The sequence below is a fragment of the Fischerella sp. genome, from assembly GCF_013388695.1.
Lineage (GTDB): Bacteria > Cyanobacteriota > Cyanobacteriia > Cyanobacteriales > Nostocaceae > PCC9605.
Genome location: NZ_JACAEU010000138.1, coordinates 15,509 through 33,638, shown reverse-complemented (window position 1 = coordinate 33,638; position 18,130 = coordinate 15,509). Strand labels below are relative to the sequence as shown.

Below are 18,130 nucleotides of genomic sequence, written 5' to 3'. Positions count from 1 at the left end.
ATAGCTATTTTCAATTCAGTGAAATACAAACCTCACCCCCATCCCCTCTCCTTAGCAAGGAGAGGGGTGCCGCTAGGGCGGGGTGAGGTGTCACTAACCACTAAAGCCCAAATATCCCCGTGGTGTAATCATCCAATTTGCATGGGTGCGGGTATGAGAATTGCCAATTAATACTGTAGTTAGCATATCGACAGTAGTATCGAGCAATTTATCTAAAGTGGTGAGAGTGATTTGCTCATCTTGACGGTAAGCCGATCGCACTACTGCTACTGGTGTGCTGGGTTGGCGATACTTGAGAAAGATATCTCTAGCAATTATTAGCTGCTGGGTACGAGTTTGCGATCGCGGATTATATAAAGCTGTAACAAAATCAGCCATCGCTGCTGCTTCTAGGCGTTTTTCAATCGCTTCCCAAGGTGTAAGTAAATCGCTTAAGCTAATCGCACAAAAGTCATGCATCAACGGTGTTCCTACCCGCGATGCCGCAGCTTGCAAAGCGGAAATTCCCGGAAATATTTGGATATTCGGAGTTTTGCCATCCCAGCCGAGGCTTTGCAACTCTTCCAGCACCAAGCCTCCCATACCGTATATTCCACAATCACCAGAAGAAATAACTGCTACACTTAAACCCCAATTCGCCAACTCAATCGCCCGTTGCGCCCGTTGGCGTTCCTGAGTAATTGGCAAAGATTCTACTATCTGTCCCGGTCGCAGTAGGGGAGCAATTAACTCTATGTAGAGACTGTAACCAATCACCGCATCTGCACTGCTTACTGCAATCTGGGCAGCTGGTGTCATTTGTTCCAAGTGTCCGGGGCCAGTACCAACAAGTAAAATTTTTCCAGTTCGTCCGATGTATTCTTTTTCCGCTTGGGCAATTGCCACTGTCACTGCACCAGATTCACCCTGCAATCGGAAAATTTGTTTGGGAACGAAGAACCTCACCCCCCTCTCCGCCAGCGGAGAGGGGTTGGGGGTGAGGTGACAAGCAGCACATAAAGCCGCAGCTTCGGCAACACTGGGAGTTCCTACTTCTTGTTCAACAACTTGAGAAGGGTTAGGGACGGAAACTGTACGGAGTATTTCTGAACAGAAAGTTTTTAAAGGCCAATTTCGTTCTTGGCAAAGTTCCATCAAAGCAACTTCATCAGCTTTAATGTCGATAGTGGCAATTCCTGCGATCGCACTTTCTGCTAAGTTATTCGCTGCAAATACTTGCTGAATAGCCGCTGCTATCAATTCTCGTGAAGTTCCCCTCTCACAACCAACTCCCACCCACAATACACGTGGATGCCAGTGTACTTCGGGGAGTGGGAGAGTGGAGGAGGGGGAGAGATGTAGAGATGCGCCATGGCGCGTCTGGGAGTGGGAGAGTTTGGATGTAATCCAGATTTTGGCTTGTGGTGTTGCAGATTCACCGAACTCGAAGGGGTGTTTTGGAGGCAAATGGTTTTGCCACAGGGTTGAACCTGCTTCTTGAATCACTCGCACAACTTTACCGCGTGCCACAGCTGCACTGACGCCAGTCCAGTCACCTTCACCCCGACGCCAACCGAAGGGAACGCCCAGCATATCTACAGCTGGCAGTCCCAAACCAGTGGAAGCACCTGTTAAGACTGGTGTGGCATTAAGTTGTAAAGCTATCAACCTCGCTAATTGATCTGCACCACCTTGATGTCCGCTGCACAAGCTAATTACAAAACGTCCGGTCTCATCCACTACCACTACTGCCGGATCGGTAGATTTGTGTTGTAACAAAGGAGCAATCAGTCGCATCACTGCACCAGTCGCCAAACAAAAGACAAAAGCGCAGTGTGTCTGCCACAGGTTGGCTATATGATTTTTGAGAGAACCTGTGTAAAATGACGCATAAATATTTTCTTCAACAGTATTTTTCCTTAAAGATTCTGGAACCCAGAGGGTTGCAGCCTGATTTTGGCAAAGAACTTGTAGTATTTTTGCACCCGTGGGAGTGGTGGCGATGAGAGCGATCGGAGAAAATTCAGCTAAAAGCAATTTGGATTACCTATTGGCTGACTGATATCTTGTACCATTTCGATTAGGAGAGCCAGAGGCTCTCAATTCTCGTTACCAGGTTCAACCTGGTAACGAGGGTTTGGAAGCTTTGCCTGGTGGCTGTTGCAACTGCTGCAAGATGTAAACTGACAAACTGGGGCAGTGCTGCCAATTAATGATTCTCTCACGCCATCATCACGGATGATATTCTGAAGGCTATTTTCTCATCCCTCAAGCCTGCAAAAGGTCATTTTTTGTCTACCCGTTCCTTTGATGGCGGTTGGGGATTTGGATGAGCAACGCTACAAGAGGCAGGGATTGCTCCGCGATGAATCAGCGCGCCTACAGTTTCCAGTCGAAAACCCCAACCCTTGGGTAAATTTTCATCGCCATCGTTTTGTCCCAAGTCTACATAGATGCGCGGAGGCACGAAATATTTCAGATCCTCAACGTCTATTAACTCATCTGCTTTTTGAGCGATCGCATCTATCGCATGGTCAATGCCATCCAGCTGATGATACTGTCAGTGCTCAGTTGATATCAAAATATCTTGACAAAAAGATAAAAAATTGCAAAAATCTTAATATTAAGTTTCTTGATATCAAGCTAAATAAGACAGAGGGTTTCAAAATGAGCGGACGAACGGTTTACCTGCTAGCGGCACTTGCAGGCGGGGCGATTCTACCAGTTCAAGTTGCGCTTAACACGCTGTTGCGGCGGTACATTGGTGAACCGATGCAGGTTACTTTTGTTTCATACCTGGCAGGGACACTAGCATCACTCGCGATCTGCTTCGCCGCGCGGTATCCGTTTCCTGCTTCGGCTTCCTTAGCTCAAACCTCCTGGTGGATGTGGATTGGTGGGTGTTTGGGCACGTCGTATGTCTGGTCAACAATTTTTACAACACCCAAGATCGGAGCCGCGCTTGCACTTGCATTAACAATCGCGGGTCAGATGATTGCCGCACTGTTTCTTGATCACTATGGTGCGATCGGGCTTGCAAGATATCCAGCCAGTCCAATCCGAATTGCCGGAGTAGTCCTGGTGATACTGGGCGTTTCGTTCGTCGCGTATGCCAAGCGGTGATTGAATGACAACTTAAACCCTACCAGCACCAATCCCATCCTGTCAATACAAATCGAGCGCAAAGTCACGAGCAATTATCCAATACCAGACTAAAACGAATAAGTATTTAGAAGGACTGGAGATCAGCTATGCAGAAAGATTCGATTGCAAAGTCTCTTCCTGATTTGTTGCGAGAGCAAGCGCAAGCTCGACCCGATGGCGAAGCAATCATCTGTCATGATGAATGTCTGACTTACCGAGACCTTACCAAAATCAGTTCGCGTTTAGGTTCGTATCTTCTGCATCTTGGTGCAGATGTCGATGAATGTGTAGGTATTTTCCTTGAGCCGTCCCTTGGATTGATTGCTGGAATTTGGGGCATTCTGTTCTCAGGCAGCGCATATCTGCCATTATCGCCAGAATATCCTGAGGACCGATTGAGATATATAGTCGAGGATGCAGGCATCAAAATTGTTCTTTCACAGGAAAAGCTGCGTATTAGGTTGGCGGAACTGTTACCCCTAGGGACGCGAATTGTTACCCTCGAAGAAGCCGAGAAGTTTGAGATACCCCCCGGTATCAATGAACAGGATAATCTGTGCAAGCATCTGCGTCCGGATAACTTAGCTTATGTCATTTATACATCGGGAAGTACGGGAAAGCCAAAGGGCGTGATGATTGAACACCGCAGTATCATTAACCAGATGAATTGGATGCGAGCTGTTTGCAAGTTGGATCAGAACAAAGTTGTTTTGCAAAAAACACCCATGAGCTTTGACGCAGCACAATGGGAGATTCTTGCATCCTGTTGCGGTAGTAAAATTGTCATGAGCCGCCCCGGAGCTTATAAAGATCCAGAACAATTAATTGAGACGATTATCCAATATGGTGTTACGACTCTGCAATGCGTTCCGACGCTGCTACAAGCGCTGCTCGACACCGATCGATTCCACAATTGTCAATCACTCACACAGATCTTCAGCGGCGGCGAAACTCTGTCAAAAAAACTTGCGCTACAATGCCTCGAAGCGCTGCCACATTGCGACTTAACGAATCTCTATGGTCCAAGCGAATGCACGATCAATGCTTCCGCTTTTAAGGTTGATAAAAGCATGATTGCTAATTACCCTGAGACGATCTCGATCGGCACTCCCGTTCACAACACTCAGTTTTACATTCTCAACGACCGTCAATCGCTAGCACGGGTTGGAGAAACTGGTGAACTATACATCGGGGGCGTTCAGCTTGCGCGTGGATATTTGAATCGACCAGAGTTGACTCAGGAAAGATTTGTCAACGATAAGTTTTCGACGAGTGGGAGTGGCAAACTATACAAGACTGGCGATTTAGCTTATTGGAACACAGATGGGACGGTTCAGTTTGTTGGTCGGGTAGACAATCAGGTAAAACTGAGAGGGTTTCGGATTGAACTCGACGAAGTAAAGTTGGCGATTGAGCAGCATGACTGGGTGAAGAACGCAGCAGTTATCGTTAAGAAAAATTCCCGTACCGGGTACCCGGATTTGATTGCCTGCATTGAATTGAGTCCGAAGCAAGCGGCTTTGATGGATCAGGGGATCCACGCAGAGCACCATCTGTCCAAGAAAAACAAGCTTCAGGTCAAAGCTCAATTGTCGAATCTCGGATATCGGGAAATCGACGACAACAACAGCAAGATGGTGGTCGATCTTCCAGGTAAAACACCAACCCAGGAACAGCAACGATTGGTGTTTGCTCGGAAATCCTACCGTTTATTCGAGGGGGGCGCCGTCCGGAAAGCTGATATTGTGCAGTTGCTGGATAGATCGGCGACTAGTGCTGAAACCTCCAGTTTGCCTGGGTCTCGACACCTGGATACGTTGAACCTCACAGAATTAGGTCAGATTTTGAGATATTTCGGTTCGTTTCACAGTGATGAACGTCTATTGCCCAAGTACGGTTACGCATCACCGGGTGCATTGTATGCAACGCAAATGTATCTCGAATTAGTCAACTTTGCTGGCTTGAAGCCTGGTTACTACTATTACCATCCGGGACACCATCAATTAGTACTCCTCAATGAAATAGATGGTACAGAACAGAGACGAATTAGAATCCACTTCATTGGAAAGAAAAAAGCGATCGAGCTGGTTTATAAAAACAATATCCAGGAAGTACTCGAAATTGAAACGGGTCACATGCTGGGCCTATTTGACCGGATTCTTCCGGCATATCGGCTGAGTATCGCTGATGCTGGTGATATGCCTGCTGTCAAGGACAGGCTGGTATGTTCAGACGAAGACTATTATCTGGGCACTTTTGAGCTGGTGTCTCAAGTCAGGTCATTGTCACCCGAATTGGTTGATATCTATGTGCAAAGTCATCCTGGAAAGATTGCTGATCTGCCTGCGGGTCAATATAAATACAAAGACGGTCGCTTGGAAAAAATCTCAGACGACCTGATTCTGAAGTCCCATGTCATCGCCATCAATCAGCTGACTTACGAACAGGCAAGTTTTGGAATCACAATAATTGGTAGAAGCAGCCATAAATGGGCAAATTACGTTGCGCTTGGCAGGAAGCTTCAACATCTTCAGATGAACAATCAAAATCTGGGGCTATTGTCCTCTGGATACAGTTCCGAGACTGGCAACGATCTTCCTTCAGCAAAGCGGATAACCAAGATACTAAGCGCCAGTCATGAAGAACCGGGACCTTCTTACTTCTGTGTTGGGGGTCGCATCAGTCATGAGCAGTTGATCAGCGAAGGAATGAAGGAAGACGCCGTTCACATGAAAGGTCCGGCAGAGTTGCTCAAAGAGGATATCCGCAACTTTTTGCCGGATTACATGTTGCCTAACAAGATTGTAGTCATGGACGAATTACCGCTTACTCCCAATGGCAAGATCGACGTTAAAGCACTGGAAGCGTCAGACAAAGTGAATATTGAAATGGACGAACGTCCCATCATCACCCCGCGTACAAAGACCGAACAGCGAATCGGCGAGATTTGGAAGCAGGCAATGAAGTGGGATTTGGTTTCGGTGCAAGACGATTTTTTCGAGTCCGGCGGGAACTCACTTCTAGCTGTGGCAATCATCAATAGGATTAACAAAGAGTTTCATTGTACCTTGCCGCTGCATGCCATTTTTGAAGCTCCAACCATTGAGAAGCTCGCTCATAAGGTTGACGGAGATGAAGTTGAACGTTTCTCGCGTCTAGTCTGTCTATCGTCCACGGGAGAAAAATATCCCGTCTTTTGCTGGCCTGGGCTCGGAGGCTACCCAATGAACTTAAGGTCGCTGGCAAACACAGTAAATATCAATCGACCCTTTTACGGTATCCAGGCACATGGAATCAATCAAGGCGAGAAGCCATTTTCATCCATTAGTGAGATGGCTGCAGAAGACATTAAGGAAATAAAACGGATTCAACCCACTGGTTTCTACACGCTTTGGGGGTATTCCTTTGGAGCGCGGGTGGCCTTTGAGGTTGCTTATCAGCTTGAACAGTCCGGTGAACATGTGGAAAATCTCTTTTTGCTCGCGCCGGGATCACCAAAGATCCGAACTGAGAACGAAGCGCTTTATGGCAATCAACCTGTCTTTGGCAACAAAACCTATGTGACAATTCTGTTTTCAGTTTTCGCAAGTAGTATTACCGATCCTGCATTGGAGGAGTGTTTGAAGGTCGCGAAGGATGAAGACAACTTCGCGTCATTCATTTGCTCAAGATATAAGAACCTTGATTTGGAACTGGTGAAACGCATCATTAGAATCGTACACCAGACCTATGAAGCCAAGTACACATTCCGCGAACTTGCTGAACGGCAGATAGCTGTGCCCATTACTATTTTTAAGGCGAAGGGTGATGATTACTCGTTCATTGAAAGCCACAGTGAATACTCTGAAAAGCCTCCGACGGTCATCAACCTCGAAGTTGATCACTACAGCATGCTAAAGATTACAGGCATCAGTGAATTGGTGAGGGCAATTCACTACCATCTGGGTGTCGATAGTAAGCCTGAAAAAGAAGTTGTGCTTCAGTGAAACATTAGGCTAGGTGGCAATGTAACAACTCGAATTGACACTCTCCGCACTTATAGGGCGGAGAGTGTCAAACTTGATCGCTACTCCTCAAACGAAATTAGAAGCTTGTGCAACAATTGAGCAAGAAGTTTGCGCTCCGCTTCCTCTAAAACAATTAGGAGACGATGCCCATTGGCAACATGAGCCTCAACCGCTTTTTCAATCACCTTGAAACCTTGATCGGTCAACTGAATTAGCATCCCTCGGCGATCGTTTGGATCAGGAATGCGCTTCACAAGGCCAGCTTGTTCTAAGCGATCCACCCGATGCGTCATCGTACCAGATGAAACCATCAGAGCGTTAAACAGATCCGTTGGCGAAAGCTGATAAGGCTGTCCTGAGCGACGCAGGGTAGCCAGCACGTCGAATTCTCCAGGATTTAGCCCAAACTCGGAAACCGTTTCTTGAATCGAGTGATCGAGGTGTTTGGCTAGCCGTGCTATGCGTCCCATCACACCCATTGGTGATGCATCGAGGTCAGGACGCTCACGCTGCCATTGCCCCAAAATTTGATCGACTGGATCGGCATTCATTGAATTGACTCACCTAAAAACCTTAAATTAAGCATCTTAACATCAAGATAAATACTAAAATCTTGATAATGAGTATCTTGATATAAAGATAAAAGCTATGAAGACAGCTACTGTTCGCCTGTCCAATATTCTCCTGACTGCTCTAGCGCCGATGACCTGGGGAACGACTTATGTTGTGGCAACTGAACTCCTGCCACCTAACCATCCGCTATTGGTGGCTGCCTTACGATCACTGCCGATCGGTATTCTGCTAACAGCATGGTTGAGGAAACTGCCTAAAGGTATTTGGTGGTGGCGTATTTTGCTCTTAGGTAGCCTCAATATCGGAATCTTTCAAGCGCTGTTATTTATAGCTGCTTATCGCCTTCCGGGTGGTGTTGCTGCAACAGCAGGCGCGATCCAGCCTCTATTAGTCGTATTGTTTTCCTGGATAATATTGAATGAAAAACCATCTAAGCTATCTATCGTAGCGGCGATCGCTGGCTTTGTAGGTGTGGGATTGCTGGTTCTCGACTCTACTGCGCGCCTTGATAGTGTCGGTATTGTTGCCGCAATCGCTGGAGCCGCAACAATGGGTCTAGGAACGGTACTAGTCAAACGGTGGAAACGCCCAGTTTCTCTACTTGTCTTTACAGCATGGCAGTTAGCAGTTGGCGGAGTCGTTCTGTTGCCAATCGCCCTAGTGATTGAGGGGCCAATAACTGATTTCTCTACAACTAACCTATTGGGCTTCTTTTACCTGGGCTTGGTCGGTACTGGAGTTGCTTATGCGCTTTGGTTCCGGGGAATTGATAAACTCAAAGCATCGGCTGTTTCATATCTAGGGTTGATAAGTCCTGTAGTAGCAACACTAATTGGATTTGTCTTACTAGATCAAGCATTTACGCCAATTCAACTTATTGGGATTGCGATCGTTTTGATGAGTGTTTTGATCGGACAACGAACTAATCAATTACCTCAACGCTCATCTAAGACTTTCAAATCACGGCTCAAAAAATAACTGTCTTGACGAGGTTGAGGAGGTGTTAATTAAACGGCTTAATTATGGGCAATTTACCGGACACTCATTATATGATAAATCCTGTAACACATTCCCATTTCAAAACTTGCCTTGATTCTAACTTTTCTCAAATCTTTTCGCTTTTTGCAAGCAAGATGAATCTAAGTTCCAGCAGACCTTGGCAGATTACCATCAACTTATGCCTTTTCCCCTTCTTCTGCCAAGTTACTCCCGTACTTGCCGAGCAGTTGGTGCCATCAGATCAATTCTTAAATTCTGCTAGTGCTGGAATGCCCTCTCTCAACCAAGTAAGCAGTGTTGATCAATTTACTGATGTGCAACCCACCGATTGGGCATTTCAAGCACTGCAATCTTTAGTTGAGCGATATGGCTGTATTACAGGTTATTCAGATAGCACTTTTCGTGGTAGCCGTGCTTTAACTCGTTATGAATTTGCAGATATCTTAAATTCTTGCCTAAATCACGTCAACGAACTGATGGCAACTAAAGTTGCCGACAAACTAACTCAAGAGGATTTAATTACACTACAAAAACTACAACAGGAGTTTGCTGAAGAATTGACAACTTTGCAAGGAAGAGTAGATACTCTGGAAGCTCGCACTACCCAAATAGAAGCCAATCAGTTTTCTACAACTACAAAGCTATCAGGTCAAGCCATCTTTGCAGTGAATGGAGGAGCATTTGAGGGTGATCGCATTGTCAGCCCCACAGGTGCAGAGATCACTAGAAACGACCCAAATATTACCACCCTTTACCGTGTTGTCTTAGATTTAGACACCAGTTTTCATGGTAGCGATCGGCTAAAAATTCGTCTTGATACTGGCAGCAACGGTAGTCATGATAACGCGGCTGGGGTTTTAGAGCCTTTTTTTGGCAGTGTTTTAGACTTTTCAGTAAAACCACCTAGCGATGGCAATATTGGCGTAGATAGGCTGTATTACACTTTCCATCCAACTCAGGACCTTACAGTCTCTCTCGGTCCTAATATTCGTACTACAGACTATGTAGATCGCAACAGTTACGCCTATCTTAGTTTCCGAGACTTTACCACCCAAGCATTTATCAACAACTTTATTCTCTTTCCTATTAATGGCCCCAGTGCTGGAGCAGCAATTGATTGGAAACCCAAAGCCACACCTTTTAGCATACGTGCTGTTTACGCAACAGCAGATGCAGAAAATCCTAGCAATCAAGGGCAAGTTAGAGGTTTATCCACGTTTATTCCACTGCTTTACTCTACCAATGCAGGCGATCGCGGTTTATTTGGTGATACCTACCAAGGTCTAGTTGAATTTGAATATGCTCCTTCTAAAATCCTTGCTGTACGCCTCCAGTATAGTGGCGGGTATGTCTTGAGTAACCACTTTGATGTATTTGGAGTTAATTTTGAATTCGCACTTTCAGATAAGTTGGCGGTTTTTGGTCGTTATGGCTACGGTAATTACAGTAACACTACCTTCGGTGATCTCAATCCTCAATACTGGATGGCGGGTATTGCATTCCGAGACTTATTGAAGCCAGGATCTTTATCAGGTATTGCAGCCGGTCAGCCCTTTATTGAAGGTAATATTGGTAACGCTACTCAAACTAACTTTGAAGCATTTTATAACCTACCGATTAATGACCATATTCGAGTGACACCCCTAATTCAAGTCATTACCAATGCTGCTAATCAAGATACTAACGACACTATTGTGACAGGAACGCTAAGAACAGTGTTTTCTTTTTAGCCAAATATCTTGGCACTGAAAGTAAGTGTCCCACTTACAGTAGACCGAAAAGTTTTGCGATCGCTCTGGAGCAGTAGCCTAATATAGCTGATTTTTGTCTAAGTATACTGCATTTTTGAATACAATTTAACGGTATCGTAAACTACTATTTTTTAGTGATCGCAGAACTTTTCGGTCTACTGACTTTTTAAAGATGTCTAATAGTGCTAGCACGCTTGTCCATAGACTGAACAGTTGGTTTAACCAACTATCGATTTGTAAAATGCGTAAGTCCTATTCCATTGCGATCGCCAAGAGTTATCAAAATTCACAATGCTAAACATGCAATAAAAGGGACTGGGTATTAGGTACTGGGGACTGGGAAAGATCCCTGAAATAATTCTTTCCTAATCCCCAATCACTAGTCCCAGGGCTGTTTCATTCTCTGGAGAAAAAATAGATTAATCCCTTCCCACCCAGAAAATATCTGTATAAACGTAGACGCGCCTTCTTCGGCTTGCCGCAGGCTACCACGCTCGTACGCAAAGAACACAAAGAATTTAAGAGGTTGGAGGAATTTAGATTTTTGCTTTTTAGAATGAAACGGCCCTGCAATCACTAGTCCCTAGTCCCCAATCTCCAGTCCCCTTTAATTTAAAACCCCATATTTATTTTCTCTTACAAAACATCTGTAAGGGGTTTGTTGGTTGCTTGGAACTAGATTGAGAATCCTGAAACTGCTCCTGTGGAGGTTGCTGAGGGCTTTCTGTAGCATTTTGGGCAATGCCTTTGATAGCTCCACGATAAATCAGCGATCCCACCGTTTCTAGCCGAAAACCCCAACCTTTTGGTAAATTTTCATCGCCGTCGTTTTGTCCCAAATCTACATAAATACGCGGCGGTACAAAGTATTTTAATTCGCTTTCCCCTACCAGACTATCTGCTTTTTCAACGATCGCATCGAAAGTACGATCAAATTCTTCGTAACTGTTGTACTGCTGTTGCAATTGTGATTTTACAAATTCCATAAATTGGCGAACAGCCGACAATCTGGGATCGTCTTGAGGCTGAGGATTAGGTTCAGGACTGGGTTGTTGAGGAGAAGTAGGATTACTATTCGCACCTTGTTTTGCAGGAACAGAAGGATTTTCAGGCAAAGGTCGAGGTATAGGCATTGGCCTGGGTACAGGTTGAGGACTAGGAATGCCAATACCCAATTGCCTGAGAATCAAAGGCTCTAGATATCCAAACATTTTGACTTGCGCTTGAACAATTTTAGGATTGTTCATTGCATGGGTGCGCGGAAGTAATGTGCGAAAGGCACGGCGAAGTACTTGAGATAGTTTAAAAGGAGGAAATGGGATACTGTTGGGGTCAATTGTTTGTCCATGCTGAACCATTAGCACATCTAAAGGTGGCAAATCAGCTGGTACTACTGGCATCTGAATATTAAAGGCTTTAAATTGCGGGTTGTCGCTTTTGAAGCTGAGAATATTTTCGCGTCTGATATTCTGGTATTCTTGGAGTTTGAGAATCTCCACTGCCTTGTCTTCATCACCATCCAACAACAAAGTCAAACCCTGTTTGTTGAAAGGATAAACAGGTGTATTCAAGCTGATATAAATGAATTCAGCGCAATAAGCTGTATTTTCTGGACGATAAAAGAATTCTAGTGCTTCTTGGGAACCAAGACTAGCAAGAGCACAATTTTTCAAAAACTCCTTTAGTGTAGGGCGATCGCAAACACGAGTAGGATCGCCGCCATTAAAATCGTTGGCAGCAAATTGAACAAATGGGTTGATCAACGCCATCCAGCAAATGATGCTATCAGTGTAGCCACGAGATTGCTCTTTGGTGACAAAATCAGGAAAAACCAGACGTTGAGCCACAGCAACGAACCCATTGTCTCCATACATCCCATTGTGGTAACTGTCTGGTTCGTTAAAGCTAGCAAATGTCTTCTCTCCTGTAAACCTTTGTGCTGGTAAAATCGCCCCCGAGTGATGTCCCTCGTTTTTGATGAAAATTTCCATCAAATCATACTGTTCTTGCTCGTTGGGAGGCCAGCGCAAGTCAATAATTGTGCCGTAGCGGTCTTTGTGGTATTGATAAGTGCAGACCAAAAGACCATATGCATCTAGAAACTTCAAAATATCCTCGTGTCCGGAGATTGTGTTTCCTTGAGGATCGTAAACTTGCTGTTCGTCGGAAATACCAATAAACCCTGGAACTTTGATAGTTTCGATATTTAGCAGTGTCTCATCATCCACAACAACCAGCTTGTGGAACAACTGCTTCATATCCTTAACCGCCGAACTTCCGCGATCGTCTGGGCCCTTAATGCCATTGAAAATATTTAAATCTACTTCTTCAGGCGATCGCAACGGCAGGCGATCGCTGGTTTCTGGAAAACTCTGACTTTCGCTCATAATTTTATATTTAGTAGGTCGGCACAAAGAGTATTTTTCGTGATGACTGTTAGTAGGTGGTAGTAAATACAACCATCAACCAACAACAAAGTTTATTTGCTAACTACTGATTAAAGCTTTGACAGTAAAAACTCTCAAGGCTCTTGTTCACCTTGCTGGCCATTCTTGCATGTACTCAAGATAAAGTCTCAATTTTTACTTTTTTTTTAAATATTTTGTCTGGAAAATTTTCTATAAAAATACTTAGTAGCGAATTTACTAATACCGCAACGTTAATTAGCTGTAAGCTTTCAATCTCCTTTTGAAATCCAGTTGGAGTGAGCCATGCATTTATCATTGCCTACACCAAATTTTAGGAGAACTCAGGCGGTGCGGTCTTGGACACTCTTGCCAATCCAGAGAGCTTTTTTGCTATTCTGCTCTTTTATGTTTAACCTTTCCCTATTTTTTATTCAGGGTGGCCATTGCTCACCCTCATTTTTTGGGATTTGTTAAGTTTTATAATAATTGTGAATTAGTATTAAACGAACTATAAAGGACACAAAGGGAACACAGGCAGAGATGATACAAGGAGTAGCTTTCAAAACACAGTTACAAATTCATTGGGTAAGTTTTATAGCAGACTTCCTATTGGCGGGGATGGTAGTAGGGCCACTTGCTGCTCCTTTTCTTGCTGCATCAAAGTTGCCAGTGTTACCTATGATTGCGGATATTATATATTTCATGGGTCGCCATGTATGCCCGCAACCCCAGATGGGAGTAGCTTTGGCAGCACCCTTTATTATGGCTGTGTGTATGCGTTGTTACGGTACGGTGGCGGGTTTGTTCCTGACTCGATTAGTGTATGGCATGACAAAAGGTAAAGGTTTTTACTGGCTGCATCAGTACGGTTGGAGTGGTGCGGCGCTTGCCAGTGTGTTGATGATGGCTTATGCATTGGAATTGGCAGCAGAAGTTTTGGACTGGTGGAGTTTTAATAATTATGTTGTGACTTTGTTTGGGTTGGTTACAGGTTTGGCTTGGGGGTTATTTACGATGCCGATATTGCATGGAGCAACCCCCTCTGGGCAGAAATGGGGAATGGGGACTGGGGATTAGGGCTGGATAGTGATTAGTTGTTGTGTTGATTGTTAACAAGGTGTAAATGTCTGTTGGGCCTAAATATAGCGTTATTTTTCCTATTAGCCTGGGTATAACTTTGTTGCTTGCTGGTTGCAACAACAGCAAAGTTTCTCAATGCCAGCAACTAATTGGGGTTGTTAATGAAGGAAATTCTCTTCTAGAGACAAATAAAGTTACTCAGGTGTCAACAAGCTTGAAACTAGCTCAGGATTTGGAAGCTGTCACTAAAAAGATTGAGGAACTAAACTTAGAAGACCCCAAACTTCAAGACTTTCAAACCCGTTTTGTTAAGGTATTTATAACTCTCAGTCAAAACATTAACAAGGCAGGTAAGGCTCTTGGTGCAGCAAAGACAGCAAAAGCTACAACAGTAGGTAGAGAGAGGATGCAAAAGGCGAGAGATGAAATAGACGCTGCCCTGAAAGCAGCCGAAATTGCAGGCAAGCAATCAGATGTTTTAGCAGCACAGATAAATAAGTATTGTAGTCAGCCTGAATAGTGCATCATTGCAATTCGCACAAAGCCCACTCCTGAAACACCAATTTAGTAATCTTCAAATCTGGAAGGGAAGAAGGACAAAAAAATTTAAAAGTCAAAAGTCAAGATTCTAAGGCGTGATTTTTGACTTGATACTTTTGATTTCTCGAAGGGTGTCTCCCCCCACTCCCTCTCCCACACCTGACATGGAGTTTAGTAGCGGTACTTCCTTTACAGGAAATTCAACAGTTTTTAACCTTGCAGCTATTTGCTCACGAGATTCTGTGAACTGCCGTACCAAAGAAGAATCTACACCTAAAAGAGCGATCGGTCCTCGCAGCCGAGTCTTGCTGCGTTAACAATTCATTTCTGGAACAGAACCACGACAAGATGAAATCTATAACTATAGTCATAAACAGAGCAAAATTCCAAAACAGCAAATCTGTTCTAGGAGAGTAGCTTATTTTGTGGTTATGGCTATACTAAGTGATTGATACACCTGCCTTCCCAGCAATACCAGCATACATATTCAGTTTTTATGTAACTGATTTTCTAGTTTCGGGCAACAACCACAGTCAGATTTGAGTTGTTTGATTCCTCAATCAACTAAATTTATAAACAGAGGGAAGACACAATCATTCACACACATATTCTAAGGAAGCAGTGATGAAAGCAGAACTGATTGAATTAATAGCCAGGGTAATACCGGTTTTGCAAATCAATATGCGTTGGATGACTTGGAATTTATTTCTGGCATTTATACCTTTAGCTTTGAGTGTTTGGTTGTTTCGCATCAAACGCGGACGCTCTTGGGTTTGGTGGCTGGGATTTATAGTTTTCTATGCTTTCTTACCAAATGCGCCTTATCTGTTAACCGATGTGATTCACCTGATCGACGATGTCCGCACAATTCAATCTGTGTGGATGATTACCTTGGTGTTAATTCCTTTGTATTTACTAGTAATTCTGGCTGGTTTTGAAGCCTACGTCATATCTTTAATTAATGTGGGATACTACTTGCACCGCATAGGTAAGAGTCAATGGATTGTCTGGGTGGAAATGATTACTCATGCTTTATGTGCTGTTGGTATTTATTGGGGTAGGTTCTTGCGTTTTAACAGTTGGGATTTCGTTACTCAACCAGATGCTTTACTAACTAGAGGTGTAGAAGAAATTTTAGGCAAGCAGCCCCTAGTAATTATTGCTATTACTTTTGGTATACTTGTTGGCTTGTATTGGCTGATGAAACGAGTAACTTTAGGTTTTGTTAGGCAAGCAAACAAGGGTATAGCGATTAAATCACAACCGATCAATTCCAACACCCATAATGCTGGTTAATTCAGATAAATAAATGTATTTATCGTGGAGACTGTTAGTGGTTGATGGTTGATGCTTGGTTGTAAAAACAACCAACAACTAACCCTTCAGTTCAAAGCCATCTACGTCTGTACCTACCTTTTCCTCCATCTCAAGAGAGGACTTAAGGTAGGTATTTTTTTATCAAAAGAAAGATGCAGACTCACAAAAAAGAATTTGAAATTAATCTAGATCGATCAGCTTTAATTGACGTGGATAGGAATTTAAAATATGCCGCTATTGTCGATTGATGAACTCAAGTTTTTAGTATAAAATGCTCAAAATCCTTGTGTTTCTCTGTACATGCCCACGCAAAAAGTAGGGCCAGAAACTCGCCAGAACCCAATTCGCTTCAAAAATTTAATTCGTGAAGCAGAGCAAAGCTTGACTGAAATGGGGATGGACGACACTGAAGCAGTAGAGTTACTCCAGCAAGCTAAAGAACTTGATACGAATGAATTTTGGCAAAATCAAGACGACGGTTTGGCAATTTTTATCTCGCCAAATGTGTTTCGCTACTACCAACTCCCGATGGAGTTTCAAGAATTAGTAGTTGTTAGCAATCAATTCCACCTCAAGCCACTGGTGCATCTCATCAACAATGATGGACGGTTCTTAGTCCTGGCTCTCAGCCAAGATAATGTCAGATTCTTTGAGGGAACACACTACAGCATCCAAGAGGTAGAGGTGGAAAATATGCCTAAGAGCCTAGATGAAGCTCTCCTCTATGACGAGACTGCCAAAGAGGGGCAGCGGCGAATTGGGACATCCAGAGGGGGAACTGCCAATCCTTCTTCGCAGCCTGGTGAATTTCACGGACAGGGTAGCCCCGACAGAGACGAACACCAAAAAGACATCCTGCAATTCTTTCACGCCATTGATGACGCATTACACGAAAAACTACGGGATGAAAAAGCACCTTTAGTGCTGGCTGGAGTTGAGTATCTCTTTGCTATTTACAGAGAAGCTAATTCTTACAAACATCTGCTGGAGGAAGGTATTCATGCCAATGTAGACATTATCAAGCCGGAAGAATTACACGAGCAGGCTTGGCAAATTGTGGAACCCATGTATACTCAATCGCATGAGGCTATTATGGAGCTTTACCAGCAAATTGCTGGGGAAGGTACTGGTAGAGCCTCTAGCGATCTCAAAGAAATTGTTCCCGCTGCTTATTTTCAAAGAGTTGATTATTTGTTAGTGCCGATAGGGCAGCAGGTATGGGGTGATTTCGATCCAGAGACAATGACTGTAGATTTACACCCAGAACCAGAGCCTGACGACCAGGATATGTTGGATTTTGCTGCTATTTATACACTCCTCAATGGTGGTGCAGTTTACATCGTTAAGCCAGAAGAATTACCAAATGGTGTACCAGCAGCAGCAATTTTCCGATATTGATTCTTCCAGAGGTGTTGTATAAAGTTAAACGTGCTATATACAACACCGTTTATGAAGAGCATTAGTTCGTTTATTACTCAATCTCTAATTGGTTTAGCTATTTTAAGCGGAACAGCTATATCTACTACATCTGTACGAGCTGAAGTTATCACCGGACAATCAGGCAATGTGCGAGCAGAAATCTCCTACGAACAACCACAGGAATATCAGTATAAAAATGTGCAGATAAAAATTGTTCGGGAGGGTAAAACCGTCTTAGATCAAAAGTTGCCTCAAGACAGCGAATACGATCGACCTATAGGTGCTTTGTTAGATGAAAACGATCGCGATAAGTTGCCAGTGCTAGACGTGGACGGTGACAAAGAACCAGAAGTAATTGCCGATTTCTTTACTGGTGGAGCGCACTGTTGTACTTACTCACTGATTTATCGCTATGATGCAAAAACCAAGCAGTACAAAAAAATTCGCCATGAATGGGGTAATGGTGGCTATCGACTTAAAGATTTAGATAAGGATGGGCTACCAGAGTTTGAAAGTCGAGACGATCGCTTTGCCTATGCATTCACAGCCTATGCTGCTTCTGGTTATCCGTTGCAAATTTGGCAATATCGCCAAGGCAAGATGATAGATGTTACCCGCCGCTATCCCAAATTAATTTACAATCATGCCTTTGAGCTATGGCAAACTTTCTTATCAGCGCGGAAACAAGGAGATAACGGCAAGGGGTTTTTAGCGGCATACTTGGCAGATAAATATATGCTCGGTCAAGGACAAGATGGTTGGCAGAAAGTCAAGCAAGCTTATAAAGGACGCGATCGCACTCGATACTTTGCTGATTTACGTAAGTTCTTGCGGGAAACTGGTTATATGAAATAGGTTAGTAGTTAGTGGATAGTGGTTAGTGGGTGGTGGATAGTGGACAGTGGATAGTGGT

The 18,130-nt window shown here is 44.0% G+C and carries 13 protein-coding genes and 1 pseudogene; 10 read left to right on the top strand and 4 right to left on the bottom strand.

What is annotated here, in order from left to right; genetic code table 11:
* Positions 1-93: 93 nt before the first annotated feature.
* Both cobJ and HXY43_RS18705 read right to left on the bottom strand, forming a co-directional pair.
* Positions 94-2,016 carry a precorrin-3B C(17)-methyltransferase gene (gene cobJ, locus HXY43_RS18710; protein ID WP_290885927.1) on the bottom strand — a complete coding sequence of 641 codons (1,923 nt, stop codon included), beginning with the start codon at positions 2,014-2,016 and terminating at the stop codon, positions 94-96.
* 247 nt (positions 2,017-2,263) lie between these two features.
* Positions 2,264-2,446: a hypothetical protein gene (locus HXY43_RS18705; RefSeq protein WP_290885924.1), complete on the bottom strand. Its 183-nt coding sequence runs from the start codon at positions 2,444-2,446 to the stop codon at positions 2,264-2,266.
* Between the two features lie 104 nt (positions 2,447-2,550).
* Here HXY43_RS18705 and HXY43_RS18700 point away from each other — a divergent pair, with 104 nt between their 5' ends.
* Together HXY43_RS18700 and HXY43_RS18695 are read left to right on the top strand one after the other, a co-directional pair.
* On the top strand, positions 2,551-3,102 hold the full coding sequence (locus HXY43_RS18700; RefSeq protein WP_290885921.1) for a DMT family transporter: 552 nt from the start codon (positions 2,551-2,553) through the stop codon (positions 3,100-3,102).
* A 128-nt stretch (positions 3,103-3,230) separates the two neighbouring features.
* On the top strand, positions 3,231-7,109 hold the full coding sequence (locus HXY43_RS18695; protein ID WP_290885918.1) for an amino acid adenylation domain-containing protein: 3,879 nt from the start codon (positions 3,231-3,233) through the stop codon (positions 7,107-7,109).
* An 80-nt stretch (positions 7,110-7,189) separates the two neighbouring features.
* Here the strand turns inward: HXY43_RS18695 and HXY43_RS18690 are convergent, their stop codons facing one another.
* Positions 7,190-7,681 carry a MarR family winged helix-turn-helix transcriptional regulator gene (locus tag HXY43_RS18690; RefSeq protein WP_290885915.1) on the bottom strand — a complete coding sequence of 164 codons (492 nt, stop codon included), beginning with the start codon at positions 7,679-7,681 and terminating at the stop codon, positions 7,190-7,192.
* 97 nt (positions 7,682-7,778) lie between these two features.
* On the opposite strand from HXY43_RS18690, the gene HXY43_RS18685 reads away from it, so the two are divergent.
* Together HXY43_RS18685 and HXY43_RS18680 are read left to right on the top strand one after the other, a co-directional pair.
* A complete protein-coding gene (locus HXY43_RS18685; protein WP_290885912.1) occupies positions 7,779-8,681 on the top strand; it encodes an EamA family transporter in 903 nt (300 codons plus the stop codon).
* A 155-nt stretch (positions 8,682-8,836) separates the two neighbouring features.
* Positions 8,837-10,432 carry an iron uptake porin gene (locus HXY43_RS18680; protein WP_290885909.1) on the top strand — a complete coding sequence of 532 codons (1,596 nt, stop codon included), beginning with the start codon at positions 8,837-8,839 and terminating at the stop codon, positions 10,430-10,432.
* A 647-nt stretch (positions 10,433-11,079) separates the two neighbouring features.
* Here HXY43_RS18680 and HXY43_RS18675 read toward each other — a convergent pair.
* Entirely contained in the window at positions 11,080-12,840 is a 1,761-nt protein-coding gene (locus tag HXY43_RS18675; RefSeq protein ID WP_290885906.1) for a procyclic acidic repetitive family protein, read from the bottom strand.
* A gap of 564 nt (positions 12,841-13,404) precedes the next feature.
* Here HXY43_RS18675 and HXY43_RS18670 point away from each other — a divergent pair.
* The 6 genes and pseudogenes from HXY43_RS18670 (at position 13,405) to HXY43_RS18645 (ending at position 18,072) form a co-directional block, all read left to right on the top strand.
* Positions 13,405-13,938, top strand: a complete 534-nt coding sequence (locus HXY43_RS18670; RefSeq protein WP_290885983.1) for a DUF2085 domain-containing protein — start codon at positions 13,405-13,407, stop codon at positions 13,936-13,938.
* Positions 13,939-13,984: 46 nt separating this feature from the next.
* On the top strand, positions 13,985-14,461 hold the full coding sequence (locus HXY43_RS18665; protein ID WP_026733999.1) for a hypothetical protein: 477 nt from the start codon (positions 13,985-13,987) through the stop codon (positions 14,459-14,461).
* Between the two features lie 136 nt (positions 14,462-14,597).
* Positions 14,598-14,798, top strand: coding sequence for a hypothetical protein (locus HXY43_RS18660; protein ID WP_290885903.1), 201 nt, complete (start codon positions 14,598-14,600; stop codon positions 14,796-14,798).
* A gap of 307 nt (positions 14,799-15,105) precedes the next feature.
* On the top strand, positions 15,106-15,777 hold the full coding sequence (locus tag HXY43_RS18655) for a DUF1361 domain-containing protein (protein ID WP_290885901.1): 672 nt from the start codon (positions 15,106-15,108) through the stop codon (positions 15,775-15,777).
* 249 nt (positions 15,778-16,026) lie between these two features.
* Positions 16,027-17,196, top strand: a pseudogene (locus tag HXY43_RS18650) (hypothetical protein).
* 51 nt (positions 17,197-17,247) lie between these two features.
* A complete protein-coding gene (locus tag HXY43_RS18645) occupies positions 17,248-18,072 on the top strand; it encodes a hypothetical protein (RefSeq protein ID WP_290885898.1) in 825 nt (274 codons plus the stop codon).
* The last annotated feature ends 58 nt before the right edge of the window (positions 18,073-18,130 follow it).

Bases quoted from the DNA above. Each gene is read 5' to 3' on its own strand.
- HXY43_RS18645 (WP_290885898.1), top strand. From the start codon at position 17,248: ATGAAGAGCATTAGTTCGTTTATTACTCAATCTCTAATTGGTTTAGCT.
- HXY43_RS18695 (WP_290885918.1), top strand. From the start codon at position 3,231: ATGCAGAAAGATTCGATTGCAAAGTCTCTTCCTGATTTGTTGCGAGAG.
- HXY43_RS18665 (WP_026733999.1), top strand. From the start codon at position 13,985: ATGTCTGTTGGGCCTAAATATAGCGTTATTTTTCCTATTAGCCTGGGT.
- HXY43_RS18680 (WP_290885909.1), top strand. From the start codon at position 8,837: ATGAATCTAAGTTCCAGCAGACCTTGGCAGATTACCATCAACTTATGC.
- HXY43_RS18655 (WP_290885901.1), top strand. From the start codon at position 15,106: ATGAAAGCAGAACTGATTGAATTAATAGCCAGGGTAATACCGGTTTTG.
- HXY43_RS18675 (WP_290885906.1), bottom strand. From the start codon at position 12,840: ATGAGCGAAAGTCAGAGTTTTCCAGAAACCAGCGATCGCCTGCCGTTG.
- HXY43_RS18685 (WP_290885912.1), top strand. From the start codon at position 7,779: ATGAAGACAGCTACTGTTCGCCTGTCCAATATTCTCCTGACTGCTCTA.
- HXY43_RS18690 (WP_290885915.1), bottom strand. From the start codon at position 7,681: ATGAATGCCGATCCAGTCGATCAAATTTTGGGGCAATGGCAGCGTGAG.